This is a genomic window from uncultured Sphingomonas sp. (assembly GCF_964250165.1).
GTDB lineage: Bacteria > Pseudomonadota > Alphaproteobacteria > Sphingomonadales > Sphingomonadaceae > Sphingomonas.
Genome location: NZ_CAXUEK010000051.1, coordinates 1 through 19,891, shown reverse-complemented (window position 1 = coordinate 19,891; position 19,891 = coordinate 1). Strand labels below are relative to the sequence as shown.

18 protein-coding genes are annotated in these 19,891 nt (G+C 66.5%); 4 read left to right on the top strand and 14 right to left on the bottom strand.

Annotated features, from left to right (window positions below; translation table 11 throughout):
• The 10 genes from ACFE64_RS10945 to ACFE64_RS10900 all read right to left on the bottom strand — a co-directional run.
• A partial coding sequence (locus ACFE64_RS10945; protein WP_375392496.1) for an acyl-CoA dehydrogenase family protein occupies positions 1 to 306 on the bottom strand: 306 nt, incomplete at its 3' end.
• A gap of 37 nt (positions 307 to 343) precedes the next feature.
• Entirely contained in the window at positions 344 to 793 is a 450-nt protein-coding gene (locus ACFE64_RS10940) for an acyl-CoA thioesterase (protein WP_375392495.1), read from the bottom strand.
• A 2-nt stretch (positions 794 to 795) separates the two neighbouring features.
• Complete coding sequence (locus tag ACFE64_RS10935; protein WP_375392494.1) at positions 796 to 2,259, bottom strand: NAD-dependent succinate-semialdehyde dehydrogenase; 1,464 nt, start codon at positions 2,257 to 2,259, stop codon at positions 796 to 798.
• Positions 2,256 to 3,146 (bottom strand): NAD(P)-dependent oxidoreductase, encoded by an 891-nt coding sequence (locus tag ACFE64_RS10930; RefSeq protein ID WP_375392493.1) that lies wholly within the window; start codon positions 3,144 to 3,146, stop codon positions 2,256 to 2,258. The genes ACFE64_RS10935 and ACFE64_RS10930 overlap by 4 nt, the downstream gene beginning before the upstream one ends.
• 98 nt (positions 3,147 to 3,244) lie before the next feature.
• The gene (locus tag ACFE64_RS10925) at positions 3,245 to 4,138 is read right to left on the bottom strand and encodes a LysR substrate-binding domain-containing protein (protein WP_375392492.1); all 894 of its coding nucleotides are present in this window, start codon (positions 4,136 to 4,138) and stop codon (positions 3,245 to 3,247) included.
• Complete coding sequence (locus ACFE64_RS10920) at positions 4,135 to 4,971, bottom strand: N-acyl homoserine lactonase family protein (RefSeq protein ID WP_375392491.1); 837 nt, start codon at positions 4,969 to 4,971, stop codon at positions 4,135 to 4,137. The genes ACFE64_RS10925 and ACFE64_RS10920 overlap by 4 nt, the downstream gene beginning before the upstream one ends.
• Before the next feature lie 53 nt (positions 4,972 to 5,024).
• A complete protein-coding gene (locus tag ACFE64_RS10915) occupies positions 5,025 to 6,233 on the bottom strand; it encodes an MFS transporter (protein ID WP_375392490.1) in 1,209 nt (402 codons plus the stop codon).
• A gap of 311 nt (positions 6,234 to 6,544) precedes the next feature.
• Positions 6,545 to 7,354: a crotonase/enoyl-CoA hydratase family protein gene (locus ACFE64_RS10910; RefSeq protein ID WP_375392489.1), complete on the bottom strand. Its 810-nt coding sequence runs from the start codon at positions 7,352 to 7,354 to the stop codon at positions 6,545 to 6,547.
• 10 nt (positions 7,355 to 7,364) lie between these two features.
• Positions 7,365 to 8,510, bottom strand: a complete 1,146-nt coding sequence (locus tag ACFE64_RS10905; protein ID WP_375392488.1) for an acyl-CoA dehydrogenase family protein — start codon at positions 8,508 to 8,510, stop codon at positions 7,365 to 7,367.
• Positions 8,507 to 9,568, bottom strand: a complete 1,062-nt coding sequence (locus tag ACFE64_RS10900; protein ID WP_375392487.1) for an acyl-CoA dehydrogenase family protein — start codon at positions 9,566 to 9,568, stop codon at positions 8,507 to 8,509. Before ACFE64_RS10900 ends, ACFE64_RS10905 begins: the two co-directional genes overlap by 4 nt.
• 104 nt (positions 9,569 to 9,672) lie before the next feature.
• Between ACFE64_RS10900 and ACFE64_RS10895 the strand changes: the two genes are divergently transcribed.
• Entirely contained in the window at positions 9,673 to 10,800 is a 1,128-nt protein-coding gene (locus ACFE64_RS10895; RefSeq protein ID WP_375392486.1) for a CaiB/BaiF CoA transferase family protein, read from the top strand.
• A 53-nt stretch (positions 10,801 to 10,853) separates the two neighbouring features.
• Here ACFE64_RS10895 and ACFE64_RS10890 read toward each other — a convergent pair whose 3' ends face one another.
• The 3 genes from ACFE64_RS10890 to ACFE64_RS10880 all read right to left on the bottom strand — a co-directional run bounded on the left by ACFE64_RS10890 (position 10,854) and on the right by ACFE64_RS10880 (position 15,449).
• The gene (locus ACFE64_RS10890) at positions 10,854 to 13,055 is read right to left on the bottom strand and encodes a TonB-dependent receptor (protein WP_375392485.1); all 2,202 of its coding nucleotides are present in this window, start codon (positions 13,053 to 13,055) and stop codon (positions 10,854 to 10,856) included.
• A gap of 185 nt (positions 13,056 to 13,240) precedes the next feature.
• Positions 13,241 to 14,491, bottom strand: a complete 1,251-nt coding sequence (locus ACFE64_RS10885) for an MFS transporter (RefSeq protein WP_375392484.1) — start codon at positions 14,489 to 14,491, stop codon at positions 13,241 to 13,243.
• 52 nt (positions 14,492 to 14,543) lie between these two features.
• The gene (locus ACFE64_RS10880) at positions 14,544 to 15,449 is read right to left on the bottom strand and encodes a LysR family transcriptional regulator (RefSeq protein WP_375392483.1); all 906 of its coding nucleotides are present in this window, start codon (positions 15,447 to 15,449) and stop codon (positions 14,544 to 14,546) included.
• 369 nt (positions 15,450 to 15,818) lie between these two features.
• On the opposite strand from ACFE64_RS10880, the gene ACFE64_RS10875 reads away from it, so the two are divergent.
• Genes ACFE64_RS10875 through ACFE64_RS10865 form a run of 3 tightly spaced genes read left to right on the top strand, consistent with a single transcriptional unit; the run spans position 15,819 to position 19,085 of the window.
• The gene (locus ACFE64_RS10875; RefSeq protein ID WP_375392482.1) at positions 15,819 to 17,027 is read left to right on the top strand and encodes a CaiB/BaiF CoA transferase family protein; all 1,209 of its coding nucleotides are present in this window, start codon (positions 15,819 to 15,821) and stop codon (positions 17,025 to 17,027) included.
• The gene (locus tag ACFE64_RS10870; protein WP_375392481.1) at positions 17,024 to 18,277 is read left to right on the top strand and encodes an acetyl-CoA C-acetyltransferase; all 1,254 of its coding nucleotides are present in this window, start codon (positions 17,024 to 17,026) and stop codon (positions 18,275 to 18,277) included. Before ACFE64_RS10875 ends, ACFE64_RS10870 begins: the two co-directional genes overlap by 4 nt.
• A 25-nt stretch (positions 18,278 to 18,302) precedes the next feature.
• On the top strand, positions 18,303 to 19,085 hold the full coding sequence (locus ACFE64_RS10865; RefSeq protein WP_375392480.1) for an SDR family NAD(P)-dependent oxidoreductase: 783 nt from the start codon (positions 18,303 to 18,305) through the stop codon (positions 19,083 to 19,085).
• Positions 19,086 to 19,135: 50 nt separating this feature from the next.
• Here ACFE64_RS10865 and ACFE64_RS10860 read toward each other — a convergent pair whose 3' ends face one another.
• Complete coding sequence (locus ACFE64_RS10860) at positions 19,136 to 19,744, bottom strand: nuclear transport factor 2 family protein (RefSeq protein WP_375392479.1); 609 nt, start codon at positions 19,742 to 19,744, stop codon at positions 19,136 to 19,138.
• Positions 19,745 to 19,891: the final 147 nt, after the last annotated feature.

The window sequence follows — 19,891 nt, the reverse complement described above, 5'->3', positions numbered from 1 at the left end:
GGCGTAGTGGACGAAGGTGCGGATCGGTCCGAAGTTTCCCGCCTGCACGACATCCGCGCTTTTGGGGCAGACCATCGCGAGTTCCTGGATGGCGATCACCGCATCCATCAGCGTCCCGCCCGCGCCCCCGTCCTCCTGGGAAAAGACGATGCCGAGCAAGCCTTGTGCCGCCAGGATGCGCGCGAGATCGAACGAGAAGCTCGGGTCGTGCGCCCGCCGCAGCGCACTGTCCGCGAGATTGGCGCGCGCAAACCGCGCCACGCTGTCACGAAACGCGCTCTGCTCTTCGGTCAGCTCGAAATCCATAAAGGCTCCAGAGGGTTCGGTGGATCCTGCGGACGGATCATCCGGACACATCCCGCATCATCCGCTCGGCGAACCTCTGGCGAAATGCTTCGGGCAGCGGAGAAGGTACGCCGGCCTGACGGTGAACGAGCGTCGTCAGCGCGACCGCGACGCAACGATCGTGCTGGATGAGCGCCTGAGCGAGCTTGAACGATGTCCGGCCGATCCCGGCACAACCGGTATGGACCTCCACCGTCCCGGGGTGCTTCGCTTCATGGAGATAATCGATCGTCACGCGCGCGATGACGAAGGCGTGTCCTTTCGCGCTTTCGGTCACCAGATCGTGTCCGAGCACCTCGGCGTCGAATGTCGCGCGGGCCTCGGCCAGATAGCGTGCGAGCGCGATATTGTTGACGTGCTGGAGGCTATCCACGTCGGTAAAGAGCAGCCGGAAGCTGGTGCTCGCCGGATAGCGGGCAACGTCGGTCGGCGCGATCGGATCGACCATGCTCAGGCAGCCACGCTGATACATCGGGTCTGCAGGAAAGCGGCGATGCCCTCCGTTCCGCCCTCGATGCCGATGCCGCTGTCCTTCATCCCTCCGAACGGCGTCTCGGGGAAGGACGCGATCCAGCTGTTGATCGCGAGCGTGCCGCAATGGACGTCGCGGCTCAGGCGCTCGGCGATGCTCAGCCGCTGGGTCGCCGCATAGGCGGCGAGGCCGAACGGCAGGCGATTGGCCTCCGCGATGGCCTCGTCGATCGTATCGAACGGAGCGAGCAGCGCGATCGGCCCGAACGGCTCCTCCGCGATGACCCGGGCATCGAGCGGGACGTCGACGAATACCGTCGGCTGATGCCAACAGCCCGTCCCTTCGATCGGTGAGCCCCCGGCAATTACCGCAGCGCCTTGCGCACGCGCATCCGCGACGAGGGTCGTCACCGCCTCCAGCCGCCGCGCGTTCTGTAACGGGCCCATCGCCGTCCCGTCGGCGAAGGGATCGTCGACCCGCAGCGCCTCGGTCGCCCTGACGAACGCGTCCCGAAAGCGCGCGAATATCGGGCGTGCGACGAGGAACCGCGTTGGCGACGTGCAGACTTGTCCTGCGTTCCGGAATTTCGCGGCGGCGGCGGCGGGCGCGACCTCTTCGGGGCAGACGTCGTCGAAGATCAGCACCGGAGCGTGCCCGCCAAGTTCGAACACCGTCCGCTTCAACGTCAGCGCAGCGCGAGCGGCGAGCCGGCGTCCGACGTCCGTCCCGCCGGTAAAGCTGAACATCCGCAAGCCGGGATGATCGACCATGCGGCCGACCGACGCGGGCGGGTCCCCCAGCACCATGTTCACGACGCCGCGCGGGATACCCGCGTCGTGCAGCGCACGGACGAGCAGCTGCGCGGTCGCCGGCGTCGCCTCGCTCGGCTTGAGGACGATCGTGCAACCCGCAGCGAGCGCCGAAGACAGTTTGCGCGCAGGCGTGAGTGCCGGCGCGTTCCAGCCGCTGACGGCTCCCGCCGGACCGACCGGTACGCGCACTGCGCTCAGGCGCAGGGTGGGAGACCTCGACGGGATCAAGCGGCCATAGAGGCGGCGCGCTTCCTCGGCGGCCCATTCGAACATTTCGCAGGCGAGTTCGGCCTCGCGCAGGGCTTCGCCAAGCGGCTTGCCGAGTTCGAGCGCGATCAGGTTCGCCAGAAGTTCTTTTTGGGCTCGGATCCCCTCCGCCGCGGCGCGGAGGAGATGGCTGCGCTCCAGCGCAGGCTTGAGGCGCCACGCTTCGAAACTGTCGCCGGCGGCGGCGATCGCGCGTTCGACGTCGGCCGGACCGGCGACCGGAAAACGACCGAGCGCCTTGCCGGTCGAGGGATCGATCACCGGCTCGGACGGTCGCGCGTCAGCGGCGATCCACGCTCCATCGATCAGCAGGTGAAGACGCGGATAGGCGGCCTCGGCGCGGGCCCGGCGCGCAACGCTCATGGCGCGGCCTCGCGCCGACGTTGCAGCAGCTTGAGGAACACGGGATAATATTCGCGTTCGAAGCCCGCGCCCCGGGTCGCCTCGAGCAGCGCCTGCGTCGCGTGCGCACCAGGCAGATCCAGTTGGACTTCCTCGGCGAGGTCCAGTGCGTAGCCGATGTCCTTGAGGGCATAGGTCGTCGGGAACGTGGCTGGCGGAAAGACCTCGGGTACGAGCGCGCCCATACCGGCATTGCGCAGCATGAAGCTGTCGGCCGAGCCCAGCGACAGCACGTCGAACAAGGTCTTGCCGTCGAGCCCCTGCGCCCGGCCGACCGCCAGCGCCTCGGCGAGGGCGTGGACGGTCATGAACACGACCATGTTGTTCAGGATCTTGACGACCTGCCCCGATCCGGAAGGACCGCAATGGCTGACATCGCTCCCCATGAACCGCAGATACGGCTCGATCGCCGTGAATTGCTCGGGCGTCGCCCCGACCATGATGCTGAGCGTGCCGTCGCGCGCGGCCTGGCGCAGCCGCGCGACCGGCGCGTCGATGAAGTCCAGCCCGCTTGCCGCGCAGCGCGCGTTCAAGCTGCGGGCGAGCGACGCCGGCGCGGTGCTCATGTCGACGACGGCTCGCAACCGACCGGGCGCAGCGAGCAATCGGTCGCATACCTCGCTGACTTGAGCAGCCGCGGGGAGCGAGAGAAACACGAGCTCGGCCGCGTCGGCGACCTCCTCGACGCTGGCGCATCCGATCATGCCAGCCCGGCTCAGCCGGTCGACCTTACCGGCATCGAGATCGAAGCCGTAAACCGGCACGCCGGCCTTGGCGACCACATTGGCGGCCATGCCCTCGCCCATGACGCCGAGGCCGATGAAACCGAGAGAAGCAAAGGCCGTCATGATTTCTCCTTCACCCAGCAGCGCTGCGCCTCGGTCTACCGTTTGCCCCGGCAATTCTGGCATGCGCCGATCGCATCGCTGATGCCCCGAGCATGCCGTCAAGCCGCAGCCGCATCGCGAATCCACGTAGCGAACCGACGGGCCGGCATCGTCATCCGCCGCCCCGCCGGACTGATCAGATAATAGCCGAGGTGCGGGCGGCGCAGCGGCCGCTGCATCGGGCGCAGCAAGCGCTTGTCCGCAAGTTCGGTCTCCAGCAGCAGCGGCTGGCCCATCGCGACCCCAAGGCCGTCGAGGCAGGCCTGGAAGGTCAGCACCGAACTGCCGAACTCCATGGTACGGAGTTGCGGCCACGACTCGGTGTTGGCCGCGAGCCAGTCCTGCCAGTCGTCACGACGATAGCGGGATTGCAGCAGCAACGCTTTCGACAGATCGTCGACCGCGCCGAAGGGGCCGACCCGTCGGAGCAGATCCGGCGTGCAGACCGGCTCAACCTCGTCGGGGAACAGAAGCTCCGCGGCCGCACCATGCCACTGGCCGCTACCGAACTGGATCGCGAGATCGACATCGTGACAGGCGAAATCGACCGGCTCGGCCGCCGCATCGAGCGAGACGGTGACGCCGGGAGCATAGGTGTTGAAGGCCTGAAGCCGGCGGAGCAGCCAGCGCGTCGCAAATGTCGGGTAAACCCGCAGCCGCAATTCGCGGTCGGTATCCCGACGGCGCAGGCGTCGCGTCGCGAGCCAGATGCGGTCGACCGCGGGCTTCACTTCGTCGCGGTACCGGATTCCCTCGTGCGTCAGCAGCGCGCCGCGGCGGTGACGTTCGAACAGCCGGCAGCCGACCGCGTCCTCCAGAGCGGCGATCTGGCGCGTCACCGAGGATTGCGGAAGACCGAGGATCGCGGCGGCCCGCGTGAAGCTGCCGTACTCGGCGGCGGCCAGGAATATGTGCACGCCCGAAAGCGCGGGATGTCGCGGCCCCTCGATCATGGTACCGGGTCGGCCATCTTCCCCGCGACACCGACCCCAAGCGGTCTTGCCTGGGGGATCGTCGCCCAGAAGTCCGGGTCATGGCTGAAGAGGATCGCGGTACCCTTCTCGCGCTCGCGCCGCAGCATCTTCAGCGAGTCGAGATAGCTATCCGCGTCATGGCAATGGTCGGGCAGCCTCAACTCGTCGAGCGAGCGTTTGAGGTTGCAGCAGTCGCCAGCAAGCAGCACGTCGCCGCGTAGCGTTCGCACCCGGGCCGACTGGTGGCCGGGAGTGTGCCCGGGAGTCGGCATCAGCACGACCGTGTTGTCGCCGAACAGATCGAACTCTCCCGTGATCCGTTGCACCGGCTGACCGGTATCGACCTCGCCCGCGACATAGGAGGGATCGATCCCGGCCCGGGCAAAGTCCCATTCGCTGTCCTGGATGATGATCGTGGCGTTCGGCAGATGGGCGTTGCCGCCGGCATGATCGAGGTGGAGATGCGAGTTGATGATCCAGCGGATATCCTGGGCCGCTACCCCGATCTCCGCCAATCTGGCGGCGATCGTTTCGTGCTCGCTGAAGTCGACTCGGCCGGTTCCGGGCGTGCCGGTCGGGCGGCGATATTTGGCACCGAGCCCGGTATCGAACAGGCAGAGCGCCGCCGGATGATCGATCAGATAAGCCGTCACCGGTATGGTGATCTGCCCGTCCTCGCCACGCAGGAAGAACGAGAGGGGCAGCGTGATATGGCCGCAGGTGAAGGCGAACAGGCGGACGCCTGCATCGTCCGGATCGCGGGGAAATGCCGGGACGGGGCTGGCCGGCATCAGTTCATCGCCCTTCGCCATGGCAGGAACGCGCCGCTCGAAAGCCGGTCGCCGGCCAGCCCGCCCGGCTCCGGTCAACCCTGGGGATGTTCATCGGTACGGCCGGGACGACGCAGCGAGACAAACAGCAAAGCGCTGACGAACAGCATGCCGCTCGCCGCGTAGAGCGCCGCGGTATAACCCTTCGTCGCATCGTAGATGCTGCCGAAGAAGATCGGCGACAGCCCGGCCCCAACCATCGTTGCGGCATAGAGCAGGCCGTACAGCCGGCCATAGGCGCGCATGCCGAAATAGCGGGCGGTCATGTAGCCGATCAGATCGATTTCCGACCCCATGGCGATGCCGAACGCGATGGGGCCAAGCGGCGCGGCAGGTGCACCGACAATGGCCAGGCCGGCGATGCACAGGCTCGCGATCACCATGATGGTCGCGGCGACGCGCGGCGCGTAGAAACGGTCGACGAGCCAGCCCGAGAGCAGGCGGCTGACGATCTGGACGATGCCGGCCGAGCTTGCGATGAGCCCGGCGGTGGCGGGGCTGACGCCGGCGTCGCCAAGGAAGGACAGCAGATGCAGCTGCATCCCGCCGACCGAGAGCGGGATGAGGATGAAGCAGGCACCCAGCGTCCAGAAGGCGCGGTCGCGCAGCGCGGCCGCGAATGATTCGCCGCTGCCGTCCGAAACTCCCGGCGCCGCGCGAACGATCGCCGGCTGTCGCGACATCAACGCCACCACGACCGGGATCGCGCACGCGACGATCACCGCCAATGCCACGTAGCCCTGCCGCCAGCCGACGCGTGCGGCATAGGGCGACAGCAAGGCCGGGAGCAGCGCGGCGCTGATCCCGATCCCGAGCATCGCGATGCCGAGCGCCAGGCCGCGGCCGCGCACGAAACCCGCGCTCACCGCGCGTGCATAGGGCACCGCCGCCGCCCCTGACGCCATCACGCCGGTCGCCGCGAACAGCAGGTAATAGAGGTTGAGGCTGGGCCCCAGCCGGCTGAACAGGACCAGCGCCGATGTCAGCGCGGCGAGCCCGACGGCGGCGATCCACGCAGCCCGAACGCGATCCGCGACCCAGCCCACCATCGGCGACATCAACGCGACAACGCCCATCAGGATGGCGGGCCCGACCGACAGCTCGGCGCGACTCCAGCCGAACTCGGCCTGCAGGGCGCGCATGAAGACCGCGATCGCGGCCGCCGGAATCGCGGTCACGCCGACCGCGATGCCGAGATTGGCCCCCAACACCACTGGCCAGCCGGATGCGAATTCCCGCTTCACGGCGCGCGAATAGGGTTCCCCCGACGATGGCGGATCAGTGCGGTAGGCGATGGCCGGCGGGTCGTTCACGCCTGCAAAGCCTACCGCCGCCGCCGCCGCGGGTATTGCGATCGAGTCAGATGGCGCCACGTCGCATTTCCTCTCCGCGTCGCGGCATCGGCCTTTCCCGCACCTTGTTCACGATCACCTCTCCCGGCATCATGGCCCCGGCCGAACCAGAGCGACGTCCCCCGAAGGCACTGGCGACCGCGAACGGCAACCGGTCAACCCCGGTCTGTGGACGCCTGTTTCCGGACGACGGTCGCCGACGATCAACACCCGCGGAACACCGGCGCGCGCCGCGCGCGCAGGGCATCCAGCGCCTCCCGATGATCCTCGGTGGCATGGGCAATCGCCTGCATCGCAGCGGACATTTCCAGGACGTTGTCCAATCCGGTCCGTTGCGCCGCGCGCAGCAGCCGCCGGGTCATGCGGACGGCGAGCGGCGCGTTGGCTGCGATCTTGCGAGCGATACCCAAGGCGGTCGCCATGAGTTCCTCGCCCGGCACCACCTTCGACACCAAGCCGCAGGCAAGCGCTTCGTCGGTGCCGATGCGGTCCCCGGTCAACGCCATCTCGCTGGCCTTGGCGAAGCCGACGATCCGTGGCAGCAGCCACGCCCCGCCATCGCCGGGGATCAGGCCAAGCGTCACGAAGCTCTCGGCGAACACCGCCGACGTCGCCGCCACGCGGATGTCGCACATGCATGTGAGGTCGCAGCCGGCACCGATCGCCGCGCCGTTCACTGCCGCGATGACCGGAACGTCGAGGCGCTCGAAGGCGAGCGGCAGACGCTGGATGCCCGTCCGGTAATAGGCGCGCGTTGCTGCCGGCGGACGGTTAGCCGCGCCTTCGGGCGAGGCCATGGTCTTGAGGTTGCCGCCCGAGCAGAACGCGGAGCCGGCGCCGGTCAGGACGATCGCACGCACGGCTGGGTTGTCGTCGAGCGTGGCGATGGCGGCCAACAGCGCATTGAGCATGCCGCTGCCCGAGAGCGCGTTGCGCGCATCGGGACGATTGAGCGTGACCACGGCGATCCCCGCCTCCGGGTGATCGACCAGAACGGGTGCCGGTTCGTCCAAATCCGTTCTCCTACCTGGCGCCCAGGCCGCGCGCGATGATGCCGCGCAGGATTTCCCGCGTGCCGCCGCGCAGGCTGAACGAGGGTGCCGCGAGCAGCATCGATCCCACGGTCGAGCTCAGGGCATCCGACGAGCCGGGCGATGGTTCGAGCGCGAACAGCTCGCGCGCGAGCTGCGGAATTTCCTGCTCCAGCACCGCGCCGACATCCTTGACGAGCGCTCCCTGCACCGTCGGATCCTGCCCCAGCCGTACCATTTCGGCGATCGAGAGCGACAGGCGGCGCAGCACGGCGAGGTGCGCGACGATGCGGCCGATCACCTTGCGCCCTTCGGCGCTGGGCTGGCGGCGCACCGCCTCGACCATCTGCTCCAGCACCGCGAACGAGGACAGGAAGCGGTCCGGCCCGCTGCGCTCGTTGGCCATCTCGCCGGTGACCTGCTTCCAGCCTGCGCCGGCGGTACCGATCAGCATTGCGTCGGGCACGAACACCTCGTCGAACCGCACCTCGTTGAAACTGTGCGAACCGGTCATGTCGATGATCGGCCTGATCTCGATGCCGGGCGCGGTGAAATCCACCAGCAGTTGCGAAAGCCCGGCGTGGCGATCGCCGCGCTCACCTTCGGTACGGCAGAGCACGACGATATAGTGGCTCGAATGCGCCCGTGTCGTCCACAGCTTGGTGCCCGTCAGGCGATAGCCGCCCGGAACGGGGGTGGCGCGGGCCTGTACCGCCGCGAGGTCTGATCCGACGCCCGGCTCGCTGAGTCCGATCGATACATAGCATTCGCCCGCCGCGATCCGCGGCAACAGGGTGCGGCGCTGTTCTTCCGTGCCATGGCTCAGCAGCAGCGGCCCGATCTGCCGATCGGCGATCCAATGCGCCCCGACCGGCGCGCTCGCGGCGAGCATTTCCTCGATCACGACATAACGCTCGAGCGCGCTGCGGTCGTGTCCGCCATACCGCCGCGGCCAGGTCATGCCGATCCAGCCGCGTTCGCCCAGCTTGCGGCTGAACGCCGGGTCGAACCGGCTCCAGCCGCCGCCCGGGACAAGGCTACCGTTCGCGCGTGCGCTGGCCAGAAAAGCACGCACCTCGACGCGCAGCGCGAGCAGTTCGGGCGTGAACTGCGGAACGGGGAAATCGAGCGACGTCATCGGCTTTGCCCCGCTGGGTCGGTAATGAGCGCCCACGCGCCCGCAGGTTCGTCGAGCACGGCTTGCCCGACCATCTCGTTCCACTCCGCCTCGTTCCCGAACTCCTCCCGCCATGCCCAGACGCGCTTGCTGTACAGATGCAGGTCGTGGTCGGCGGTGAACCCGATCGCGCCATGAACCTGATGCGCCAGGTGCGCGACGCCAGACGCCGCCTCGCCCGCGCGCGCCTTCGCCATGCCGATCGCGGCGCCGCCGTCGGGCGCGAACACGGCTGCGGCCGCCATATCCGCGGCCGCCCGGCACAGGGCGACCTGGCCCGCCATCACGGCGAGGTTCTGCTGCACCGCCTGGAAGGCCGCGATCGGCCGGCCGAACTGCTCGTGTGTACGGGCGAATTCCACCGACGTATCGAGCAGCCGATCGGCGGCGCCGGCCATCATCACGGTGCGCATGGCGGCAGCGGCCGCGTGGATGCGGAAGGCGTCAAGGTTCGCGGCGCGGCCGACACTGGCCGACTCGACCATGCAATCGAACGTGACGTCGTCGCGTGGCTCGCCCGCCAGATTCGCTTGTTCCTTGATCGCGCACGCGCCGACGGGAACGGGCACAAGGCATGCCTCATTGCCCGATCGGGCGACCACAACGACGATGTCGGCGTGACGCGCCCATGGCACCCTGCTCGCCCGACCGGCGATGCTGAAGCCGGCGTGGGTGCGGACCAACGTTGCCGTGGTGCGATGGGGCGGCGCCAGCGTCGTGACCCCGTCCGGACAATCGACTCCTGCCCGTGCAAGCAGGCCCGTTGCCAACATCGCCTCGCTTACCGGCAGCGGGATCGCCCGACGCCCGACCACCTCGAGCAGCCTTACGGCGTCAGCCGGATCGACCCCGAAGCCGCCCCTGTCGTCGGGTAACAATGCGGCCAGCATGCCGACATCGGCCAGCGAGCGCCAAGCATCGGCCAGCCATGCACCAGCCGATCCCGCTCTGACCGTTTCGCGATCGAACAGGTCTTTCGCAACACTATCGACGGCATCGAATAGTAGATGCACGCTCATCTTGAGATGTTTTCTCGTCTGGTCACGACAACGCTCTTTCCATTTGTTTGATTACGTGGGCATACTCTTCAGAGTGAAGACATATAAGCGAATGGTAGGCACATATGGCGCAAGGCCCCCTGCTGGGAATTAGGATATTGGAGTTTTCCGGGATCGGGCCCGGGCCCTTTGCTGGCATGATCCTGTCCGATCTCGGGGCGGACGTGCTGCGGATCGACCGGCCCGGCAATGACCGCGGAACGAAGACGCACGTCACACGAAGGGGTCGCCGGTCGGTCGCGCTCGACCTCAAAGAGCCTGGGGCGGTGGACGCCTGCCTCCGGCTGATGGCGACGGCGGACGCGGTCTTCGAAGGTTTCCGCCCCGGCGTCATGGAGCGATTGGGGCTGGGTCCGGACGAGGCGCTCGCGCGAAATCCGGCGCTGGTCTACGGTCGGATGACCGGCTGGGGACAGGACGGACCGCTTGCCCAGGCGGCGGGACACGACATCAATTACATCGCCATCTCCGGAGCGCTCCACGCGATCGGCTTGCCCGAACAGCCCATACCGCCGCTCAACCTCGTCGGCGATTTCGGTGGCGGAGCGATGTATCTGCTGGTGGGCCTGCTCGCGGGCCTGCTGCACGCCCGACGCACCGGCGTGGGACAGGTAATCGACGCGGCGATGAGCGACGGCGCGGCGTCGCTGATGGCGATGTTCTATGGCCTGAAGGCGGGCGGCACTTGGGTCGACGATCGCGGCGCCAACACGATCGACGGCGGCGCCCCGTATTACGGCACCTATCGATGCCGGGACGGCCGGTGGGTCGCACTGGGATCGATCGAGCCTCAGTTCTTCGCCGAACTGCTGAAGCGGCTCGGCATCGATGACCTGGCTCCGGATCGTCAGCATGATCGCGCCGCCTGGCCGATGATCCGCGCGCGGTTCGAGGCTGCCTTCCTCCAGCGCACGCAAACGGAATGGTCGGCGCTGCTGGAGGGTAGCGATGCCTGCTTCGCCGCGGTGCTGTCGCTCGACGATGCGCCGCGCCATCCGCACAACGTCGCGCGCGAGACCTTCGTGACGATCGACGGGGTGACGCAGCCGGCTCCCGCGCCCCGCTTCTCCCGGACACCGGGCGATGTTCAGCATTTCGACCCGGCGATCGGGGCGCACAACGTCAGCGGTCTGCGCGACTGGGGATTTACCGACGACGACATCGCCGCGCTGCGCACGGTCGGGGCGCTGTAGCCGGGCCGCTACCCCGCTGCGACACCGCGTCCCGCACCATGCCGGGGAGATTGTCAGAACCGCATCCGCGCTTCGACGCCGTACGTCCTCCCCTTCTCGGGCAGGCGCAACAGGCGCGGCGTCGTACCGCCGACGGTCTGCACCTGCGATGATTCGTTGGGGTCGTTCAACAGGTTCTTGCCGAACACCGAGAATTGCAGATGCTGCGGCCGCAGGTCCAGCGACAGCGTCGCCGTGAGCATGCGGCGCGACGAGTTGATCAGCGAGTTCTTGTCGTCGGCGAAGGACGGATCACGGTACACATAGGTGACGTTGCCGCTCAGCGCCGCCTCCGCCGAGAGATCGTGCGAATAGGTGCCGCCGGCACTATACGACCATGGCGCGAGGCGCGGCGGCTTCAGCGCAAGATCGATACCGTTGATGACGCCATCGCCCGAGAGATCGTACAGCACCTTGGTGAACTTGACGTTGGTGTATCCCAAAGAACCGACCAGCTGGAAATGCGACGTCGGTGCGAACGTCGCCTCCGCCTCGAACCCCTTGAAGGTGGCGTTCGCGGCATTGCGCGACACCGACACCACCGCCGTCTCGCCGGAGCCGAGCGGCGGCACCGACTGGATGTCGCGCTGCAGCCCCTTCATGTAGTTCAGGAACGCGGCGCCGTTCAGGCGGAGCCGATGGTCGAACAGATCGGTCTTGATTCCGGCCTCGAACGCGTCCTGGGTCTCCTGGTCATAGGGCCCGGGCGGCACGACCGAACTTGCACTGCGGACATTATAGCCGCCGCTGCGCACCCCCTGGCTGTAGGAGGCATAAAGCAATGTGGTCGGCGTCGCCTTCCAGTTCAGGCCGACCTTGGGCGTCAGCTTGCGCCAGGTATGTTCGTCGGTGAACACCGGCAGGAACGAGAAGGGACAAGTCTTCGTGGCATAGTCGCAATTGCTCTTGCCCGCGCCGGCCGGCGAGCGGTCGACCACTGCCTCCTTCTTGTCGATGCTGTAGCGCAGGCCCAGGGTCAGCGAGACCGTCGGCGTGACGTGGTACTCGCCTTGGGAGAAGATGCCCAACGACGGATTGGTGATGAAGCCCGCCTGTGTGCGATCCGTCGTCGGCGTTACGACCCGGTTGAAATAGGCGTATTTCTGCCGGAACAGGAAGACGCCGGTGGTCAGATCGAGGTTGCCGAATGTGCCCGCAAAACGCAGCTCGTCCGAATATTGGTGCTGCGTGAGATAGGAGTAGGTGTTGCTGAGGAACTGGGCCGATCCGTCGGTGTCGAGCAGCCCATCGAATTTGGTCGATCGATAATTGGCGATGTTAGTGATGACGCCATCGCCGAGCGGGACGTGGATATTGGTCTCGGACGTCGCCGAGAACCAGTCGTTGTTCGCAAAACCCGTCGTATCGTAATTGGTCGCGAACTGCCGCAGCCCCGGATCGAACGAGTTCTGGACCGCGACGCTGTCGCCGCGGGCGCGTCCGCGCTCGACGATGAAGGTCTGGTCGACGTCGGGGGTGACATCGATCACCACCGTCGGGCGGAAGAAGAAGGTCTTGTCCGCCGCGGTCTTGCGGCCGTTGAAATATGCGTTCCTGAACCAGCCGTCGTCGTCGCGATAATAGCCGGCCAGCTTGACCTTCAGCCAGTCGCCCGCGACCGGGCCGCCGACACTCAGGGCCAGCGTCTTCTGCGGGCCGCTCTCGATCGAGGCGAGCGCTTCGACATGCAGCTGGTCGCCCGGCCGCACGGTGCGGATGGTGACGGCGCCGCCGGTGACGTTGCGACCCTGCAGCGTTCCCTGCGGCCCGCGCAGCACCTCGACGTCCTCGATGTCGAACAGCTCGTCGAGCACGACGCCGAAATTGGTGCCCAGATACACCCCGTCGACGAACACGCCGACCGCCGGCTCGCTCGACGGGACCGAGCTGGTGCTGGCGAGCCCGCGGATGCCGAATGCCGCGACGCCGCGCGACGTGCCCACCGGGGTAAAGGACACGTTGGGAATACGCGCGCCGATCTGCTCCAGCGATACCGCATGCAGGCTTTCCAGCTGCGCAGGGCCTAGCGCCGTGATCGCAATCGGAACGTCCTGAAGCTTTTCCGCGCGGCTCTTCTTTTGGGCGGTGACGACGATGTCGTCCAGATTGCCCTCCTGCGATGATCCGCCTGCCGGCTTGATCGCCGCCGGTGAAGAGGGTGCCTCCCGGGCCGGTGCCTCCTGGGCTTGTACCGCGGGCACGACGCCCCCCATCATGATTGCTCCCAGCGAGACCGTCCTCAGCCATCGTCCCGTGCGGCCGGCGCAGCTTTCCACGATCATCTCTCCCCTGACAGGCCGAGCGTGTTCGCTTCGGCAATGATGGCGCCCTTGCTCGGGCGTCGTCAGCTATCGGGTCGGATCAAGTGGGTGTCCAATATCAAGATAACACCATGTGATGCTCACGTCGTATCACCGGCCAAGACGTCACTTGAAGGATACGGCCCGAGCGAGGCGATCAACACCGCACTGATCAGCAAGGGAACGATCAATGCGATGATGAAACCATGATAATTGCCAAACAGGTCGAACATGATGCCCGACACCAGCGGACCCATGCCACCGCCAAAGCTGATCAATCCAACGATGGTACCGAGGATGACGCCGAGGTGGCGCAAACCGAAATAGCGAGTGGAAACATAGGCGACGACATCCAGTTCGGAGCCGAGCGCCAGGCCGATCAGCAGCGCGATGGCGACGCTGGTGGTGGGCGTCGGATGGCTTAGGAGCAGCGCCAGCGCCGCGACCGGCAGGCTGAACGCGATGCCGCCGATGATCGGTCCGTGCAGATGATCCAGCAGGATGCCGGTTACCAATCGTCCGACGATCGCGCCGATGCCGATGCCGCCGGCGGTGAGCGCCGCAGTGCGGGGCGCCAACCCGGCTTCGCGCAGGATCGGGACAAAATGGACGACGAGGCCGGTCGTCGCCATCGTGAACAGCAATGCCGCCCCGGCGATCTTCACATAGTGGAGGGACCGAATGGCATCGCGAAAGCTCAGCCCGCCCTGGACCGGCGGCGCATCCAGGATGACCGGACGCGCGCCGGCGGGTATTCTATCCCTGAAGAAAAGCCAGAGGAGCGGCAGGACGCAGCCGGCTTCGACCGCACCGATCCCGATGCACGCCCCTCGCCAGCCATATCGTTCTACCAGCACGGTGGTGATGAACGGCAGAGCGGCAGCCGAGACGCCGTTGCCGCACAACATGACCGCGATCGCCAGTCCGCGGTGGCGCGAAAAGCGGCGGGCGATCGCGGGCGTCCAGACGGTCCCGGTCGTGCAGACGTACCCGCACGCGATGGCCAGCCACAGCAGCCACCAGCTCCAGATCGACGGGCCGGCAGTCGACAGCGCGGCAAACCCCGCGCAATAGATCGCGACTCCAGCCATCCCGATCCTGCGCGAGCCCCATCGGTCGACGGCCGCGCCGACCCATCCCGACAGCAACAGCGCGACGATGCTCAGCAGCGTCAGGCCGGCAACCACCTGCGTGACGGGCCATCGATATTCCTCGCGGATCGCCGGCAGGATCACGCCGACGCTGTTCAGGTGGGTGACCGAAACCGCCGATGCCGCCGCGCTGATAAGCGGAAAGCGCCAATGATGTGCCCATTCGGCCTGACCGACCGGCTCGTTGCCGCGTGATGACATGCTCTCGTCTCCAGATTGCGGCGGCCCTGATCTCGAGGATTATTCAGTGCCTTCAAGCGGGCGGTAACACGCCGGCTACTTCGAGCACGACGTGGCGGAAATGAAGCGCGGGTGCGCTGATCCGTTTCGGAAAGTGAAGCAGCGCCAGTCCGGTCGGCAGCAGCGTGCTCGACTCGATCAAGTACCGAAAAGCAATTCGTTGCACTGAATGGCGTGCGATCAACGCCGGCAGCAGGGCGACCCCCACCCCTCCTTGCACAAGCCCGATGATCGTCTGGATCTGCGACGCTTCCTGTACGATCCTGGGTGAGAAACCCGCCATCTGGCACCGCGCCATATTGGCATGGAACAGTGAGGGGGTGAGCGTGCTCGAGGGAAAGATGAAAGGTTCGCGGGCCAGATCGCCCAGCGTGACCTTCTCGCGCCGCTCCAGGGGATGCCCGGGCGGCAGCGCAACGACGCTCGTGTCCGCCGCAAGCGTTTCCATCAACGCATCGCCGGGTATCTCGGTCGGATAGCGCACAATGCCGATGTCGAGTTCGCCGCGGGCAAGTTCCGCTAGCAGATCGGCCGTGGTACGTTCGCGCAGCTCGGTATCGATCTGCGGATATTGGTTCCTGAACGCAATCAGGGCGCGGGGCAGAATGTCATAGGCAGCGGTGCCGACGAAGCCGAGCCGGACGGACCCGACATGGCCGAGCGCGCCGGCCTTGGCCTGATGCTTCAACCGGTTGGCGAACTCCAGCGTGCGACGCGCTTCGGGCAGCGCCGCGGCGCCGGCTTCGGTGATCGAGACCCTGTGCCGGCTGCGATCGAGCAGCCGAACACCCAGCTCGTGCTCCAGTCGCTGCAGCGACAGCGATAACGCCGGCTGCGCGATGTTGAGACGCTCCGCTGCCCGGCGAAAATTGAGCATTTCGGCTAGCACCACGAACTGCTGTAGCTGTTTGAGATCCAACGGCCGCCCCAGCTGATAAGCTTTCACTTATCACTGCGGGCCATCGCAAACGCAAGATGTTCATCCGCGAGGTGAGCGATTTGCACGAACTCGAACCTAAAGTCAGTTCTAAATAAAATACAGTGGGTTACACGACCGCCGATTCAATGCTACTGACCTTGTGATATCAAATACCAATCAGATCTATATATAAAACAATCACCACTTTATCACGGTGTCTTGACCCCTTTGGCGTGGGGGGATAGCGATCGGTCATCGTACTATGACAATGAGCGGAATGTAGAATGGCTCTTCGGTATATTTCACTGTTACGGCATGGTTAGCAAAGTAATTCCCGACGGGAAGGACGCGCCCGGCGCGCTGGATGGCGTGAAGGTTCTCGACCTTTCGACAGTATTGATGGGCCCATATGCTACCCAGATGCTGGGTGATATGGGCGCGGACGTCATCAAGATCGAAACGCTTGGCGGTGATCGGACGCGCCGCACTGGTCTCGGCCGGTCGCCGACGATGGCGGGCTGGTTCATGGGGTTCAATCGCAGCAAGCGCAGCCTGGCCATCGACCTGAAGTCCGACGAAGGCCGGAATGTCCTGACCCGCCTCATTACCGGTGCCGACGTACTCCTGTACAATGTCCGGCCGCAGGCAATGGAACGGCTCGGTTTCGGCTATCGGCAGGTGGCGGCGATCAATCCCGCGATCCTCTATGTCGGCGCGCTGGGTTTTGGTCGAGGTGGACGCTATGCCGGCCTCGCCGCTTTCGACGACCTGATCCAGGCCGCGACCGGGATGCCCTGGCTGTTTCATTACGCGGGCGCGCCGGAGCCCCGCTTCTGCCCGTCGCCGATCGTCGATCGGCTGATGGCCACGCAGGTCGCGATGAACATCCTGGGCGGCTTGCTCGCGCGCGCGCGCACGGGGCGTGGCCAACAGATCGACGTGCCGATGTTCGAGACCATGGCGTCGATCATGCTCGGCGACCACCTCGGCGGCGAAGCGTTCGACCCGCCGATTGGTCCATGGGGCTATCGCCGCATGCTCGCGCCCGAGCGGCGCCCATACCGCACCAGCGATGGCTATATCGCTGCGCTGCCTTACTATGAGGAGCAGTGGCGCCGGTTCTTCGCCGCTGCAGGACGCAGCGAATGGTACGACGACCCCCGCTTCGCGACGCCGGCGATCCAGCTGCAGAACATCAACGCGCTCTACACCATGGTGGCGGAAGTCATGCTGGAGCGCAGCACGGCAGAATGGCTGGACCTGTTCCGTACGCTCGACATCCCGGCGATGCCGGTCAATTCGATCGAGGAGCTGATGGACGACCCGCATCTGTCGGACGTCGGTTTGCTGACCAAGGTCGAGCATCCGACCGAGGGGCAGGTCTGGCAGATCAGTTCGCCGTCGACCTGGTCCGAGACCCAGCCGGGCGCGACGCGCCCCGCCCCACACCCGGGCGAACACACCCGCGCCATCCTGGGCGAGGCAGGATACGACGCTGCGGAAATCGACGCCTTGGTCGCATCCGGCTGCGTTCATGAATGGCGCAGGCCCGGCGAAGACCAGGGGGGAGCAATATGACGGACGCCTACATCATCGATGCCGTCCGTACGCCGCGCGGCGGCGGCAAGCCCGGCAAGGGCGCGCTGTCGCACATGCACCCGCAGCACCTGGCCGCGACCGTCCTGAAGGCGATCGCCGAGCGCAACCATCTGGACACGGCCGACGTCGACGACATCATCTGGTCGACCTCATCGCAGCGCGGCAAGCAGGGCGGCGACCTGGGACGCATGGCAGCGCTGGACGCCGGCTACGACGTCAAAGCGAGCGGGACGACGCTCGATCGCTTCTGCGGCGGCGGCATCACCGCGGTGAGCTTCGCGGCGGCGCAGATCATGAGCGGCATGGAGGATCTGGTCATCGCCGGCGGCACCGAGATGATGTCGCTGACCTCGTCGATGGCGGCCGAGGAGATGGCGGCGGGCAAGCAGCCACTCGGCATGGGATCGGGCAACGCGCGGCTCGACGTGAACCATCCGCAGTCGCACCAGGGCGTGTGCGGCGATGCGATCGCCAGCATGGAAGGGATCGGCCGCGAGGCGCTCGACGCGCTCGGGCTGGCGAGCCAGCGCCGCGCCAAGATCGCGATCGACGAGGGCCGCTTTGCCAGGTCGATCATCCCGGTGACCGACGACGATGGCAACGTCGTCCTCGACCACGACGAATACCCGCGGCCGGATACGACCGCAGAGGGCCTCGCAGGGCTGAAGCCCGCCTTCGCGGCGCTGTCGGACTATCCGATCGACGAGGCGGGCACGACCTTCCGCAAGCAGATCAACCGCAAGTATCCGGACCTGGAAATCGAGCATTTCCACCACGCCGGCAACTCGTCGGGCGTGGTCGACGGCGCGGCGGCGGTGCTGCTCGCCAGCCAGGACTATGCCGACAGGCACGGGCTGAAGCCGCGCGCGAGGATCGTGGCGACGGCCAATGTCGGCGACGACCCGACGCTGATGCTCAACGCGCCGGTCCCCGCAGCCAAGAAGGTGCTGGCCAAGGCGGGGCTGACGGTCGCGGATATCGATCTTTGGGAGATCAACGAGGCGTTTGCGGTGGTCGCGGAGAAGTTCATCCGCGACCTCGGCCTCGATCGCGACAAGGTGAATGTCAACGGCGGCTCGATCGCGCTCGGCCATCCGATCGGCGCGACCGGTGCGATCCTGATCGGCACGATCCTCGATGAACTGGAGCGGCGCGAGCTGAAGCGCGGCCTCGTCACCATGTGCGCGGCGGGCGGGATGGCACCGGCGATTATCATCGAGCGGGTCTGACGGCAAACGACAGGAAGGCCTCGCCGTGAAACTGAGCAGCGACATTGCAGCGATCGTGACTGGCGGCGCGTCGGGCATGGGCTATGCGACCGCGCGAGCGTTGAGCGAGCAGGGCGTCAAGGTGGCGCTATTCGACAAGAACGAGGAAATCGGGCCTCACCGCGCCCGTTCGATCGGCGGGATCTTCTGCGCCGTCGACGTCATGGACGACGCCAGCGTCGATGCAGGGTTCGCCAGGGCCCGCGAAGCGCATGGCCAGGAGCGCATCCTCGTCAACTGCGCCGGCGGCAGCATGGGACCGATGAAAACGGCGACGCGCAACCGCGAGACCGGCGCGGTCGAGTTCCAGCCATCGGCCCGCTTCCGCTGGGTACTCGAGCTGAACCTGGTCGGGACGTTCCGCTGCATCACGAGGTCGGCGGCGGGGATGATGGCGCTTGACCCGCTCGACGGCGAGCGCGGTGCGATCGTCAACACCGCCAGTATTGCGGCCGAGGAAGGCCAGATCGGTCAGGTCGCGTATGCTTCCGCCAAGGCGGGCATCGTCGGCATGACGCTGAACGTCGCGCGCGACCTGGCGGGCGAGGGCATCCGCTGCAACACGATCCTTCCCGGCATCTTCGACACGCCAATGATGGCGAAGGCGCCCGAGAAACTACGGGAATCGCTCGGGGCGATGATCCCCTTCCCAAAGCGTCTGGGCGCAGCGGAGGAGTATGCCGGCCTTGCGCTGTTCATGATTACCAACGGCTATATCAACGGCGAAGACGTCCGGCTCGACGGTGCGGTGCGGATGGCACCACGCTGATCGACATCGGGGTGGTCGCCGATCCGTCGGACCGCCGCTTCGGCCGCCCGCTACTCGGCCAGCCAGTCTTCGCTCGCCGCGTGGAGCGCGTCGGCACGCGGCGTGTTGAAGGTGATCGCCTCGACCGGCGGCGGCGGGGCGCCCGCGATGCGGCTCGAGTAGATCAGGAACTGGCAACCGGGCGGTCCTTGTGCGAACAGCTCCTGATTGATCGGGATCGGCGTGCCCGGAATGACCGCGTCGACGCGGTCCTTGATGTAGACCGGGGTCCGCTCCTCGATCTTCCAGCTTCCGTCCTCGCGGACGAAGCGATCGAGGTAGCGCAGCAGGACCGTGATGTCGGCTTCGACGCCGCCACCCTTGCCGCGCATCATCAGCATCGCCTGAGTTTCGGCGAGCGCCCTATCGCCGTTGATCCTGATCTGCGACGGGCCGGGGAAGTGGTGCGACAGGACGCCGGCTTCGCGCAATGTCTTGCCGTAAGCGGCGAACTCGGCGGCGCTGTGGCTGGCGCTGTTGGTCGTCATCCGGCCGTTCTGCGCGAACAAGCCGACCAGTTGGTCGAACTTGCCGTTGTCGCGGTAGAATACCCAATCGTGGATCACCTGCGTGATCGCCAGCCGGTCGATCAGTTCGGCGGGAATTTGCTGTTCGGCCATTGATCCTGCTCCTCGTTGGTCGGCGGCGCTGTCGGCCTGCCTCACGGGTATCCGTCGCGGAAGACGTGCTGCTGCATGAAGCGGATCAGCGGCAGGTCGACCCCCATCGCGTCCGCGGTTTCCAGGCACACCCCGTTGATGCTGCCG

Bases quoted from the DNA above. Each gene is read 5' to 3' on its own strand.
- ACFE64_RS10940 (WP_375392495.1), bottom strand. From the start codon at position 793: ATGGTCGATCCGATCGCGCCGACCGACGTTGCCCGCTATCCGGCGAGC.
- ACFE64_RS10935 (WP_375392494.1), bottom strand. From the start codon at position 2,259: ATGAGCGTTGCGCGCCGGGCCCGCGCCGAGGCCGCCTATCCGCGTCTT.
- ACFE64_RS10930 (WP_375392493.1), bottom strand. From the start codon at position 3,146: ATGACGGCCTTTGCTTCTCTCGGTTTCATCGGCCTCGGCGTCATGGGC.
- ACFE64_RS10925 (WP_375392492.1), bottom strand. From the start codon at position 4,138: ATGATCGAGGGGCCGCGACATCCCGCGCTTTCGGGCGTGCACATATTC.
- ACFE64_RS10920 (WP_375392491.1), bottom strand. From the start codon at position 4,971: ATGGCGAAGGGCGATGAACTGATGCCGGCCAGCCCCGTCCCGGCATTT.
- ACFE64_RS10905 (WP_375392488.1), bottom strand. From the start codon at position 8,510: ATGACGTCGCTCGATTTCCCCGTTCCGCAGTTCACGCCCGAACTGCTC.
- ACFE64_RS10900 (WP_375392487.1), bottom strand. From the start codon at position 9,568: ATGAGCGTGCATCTACTATTCGATGCCGTCGATAGTGTTGCGAAAGAC.
- ACFE64_RS10895 (WP_375392486.1), top strand. From the start codon at position 9,673: ATGGCGCAAGGCCCCCTGCTGGGAATTAGGATATTGGAGTTTTCCGGG.
- ACFE64_RS10890 (WP_375392485.1), bottom strand. From the start codon at position 13,055: ATGATGGGGGGCGTCGTGCCCGCGGTACAAGCCCAGGAGGCACCGGCC.
- ACFE64_RS10885 (WP_375392484.1), bottom strand. From the start codon at position 14,491: ATGTCATCACGCGGCAACGAGCCGGTCGGTCAGGCCGAATGGGCACAT.
- ACFE64_RS10870 (WP_375392481.1), top strand. From the start codon at position 17,024: ATGACGGACGCCTACATCATCGATGCCGTCCGTACGCCGCGCGGCGGC.
- ACFE64_RS10860 (WP_375392479.1), bottom strand. From the start codon at position 19,744: ATGGCCGAACAGCAAATTCCCGCCGAACTGATCGACCGGCTGGCGATC.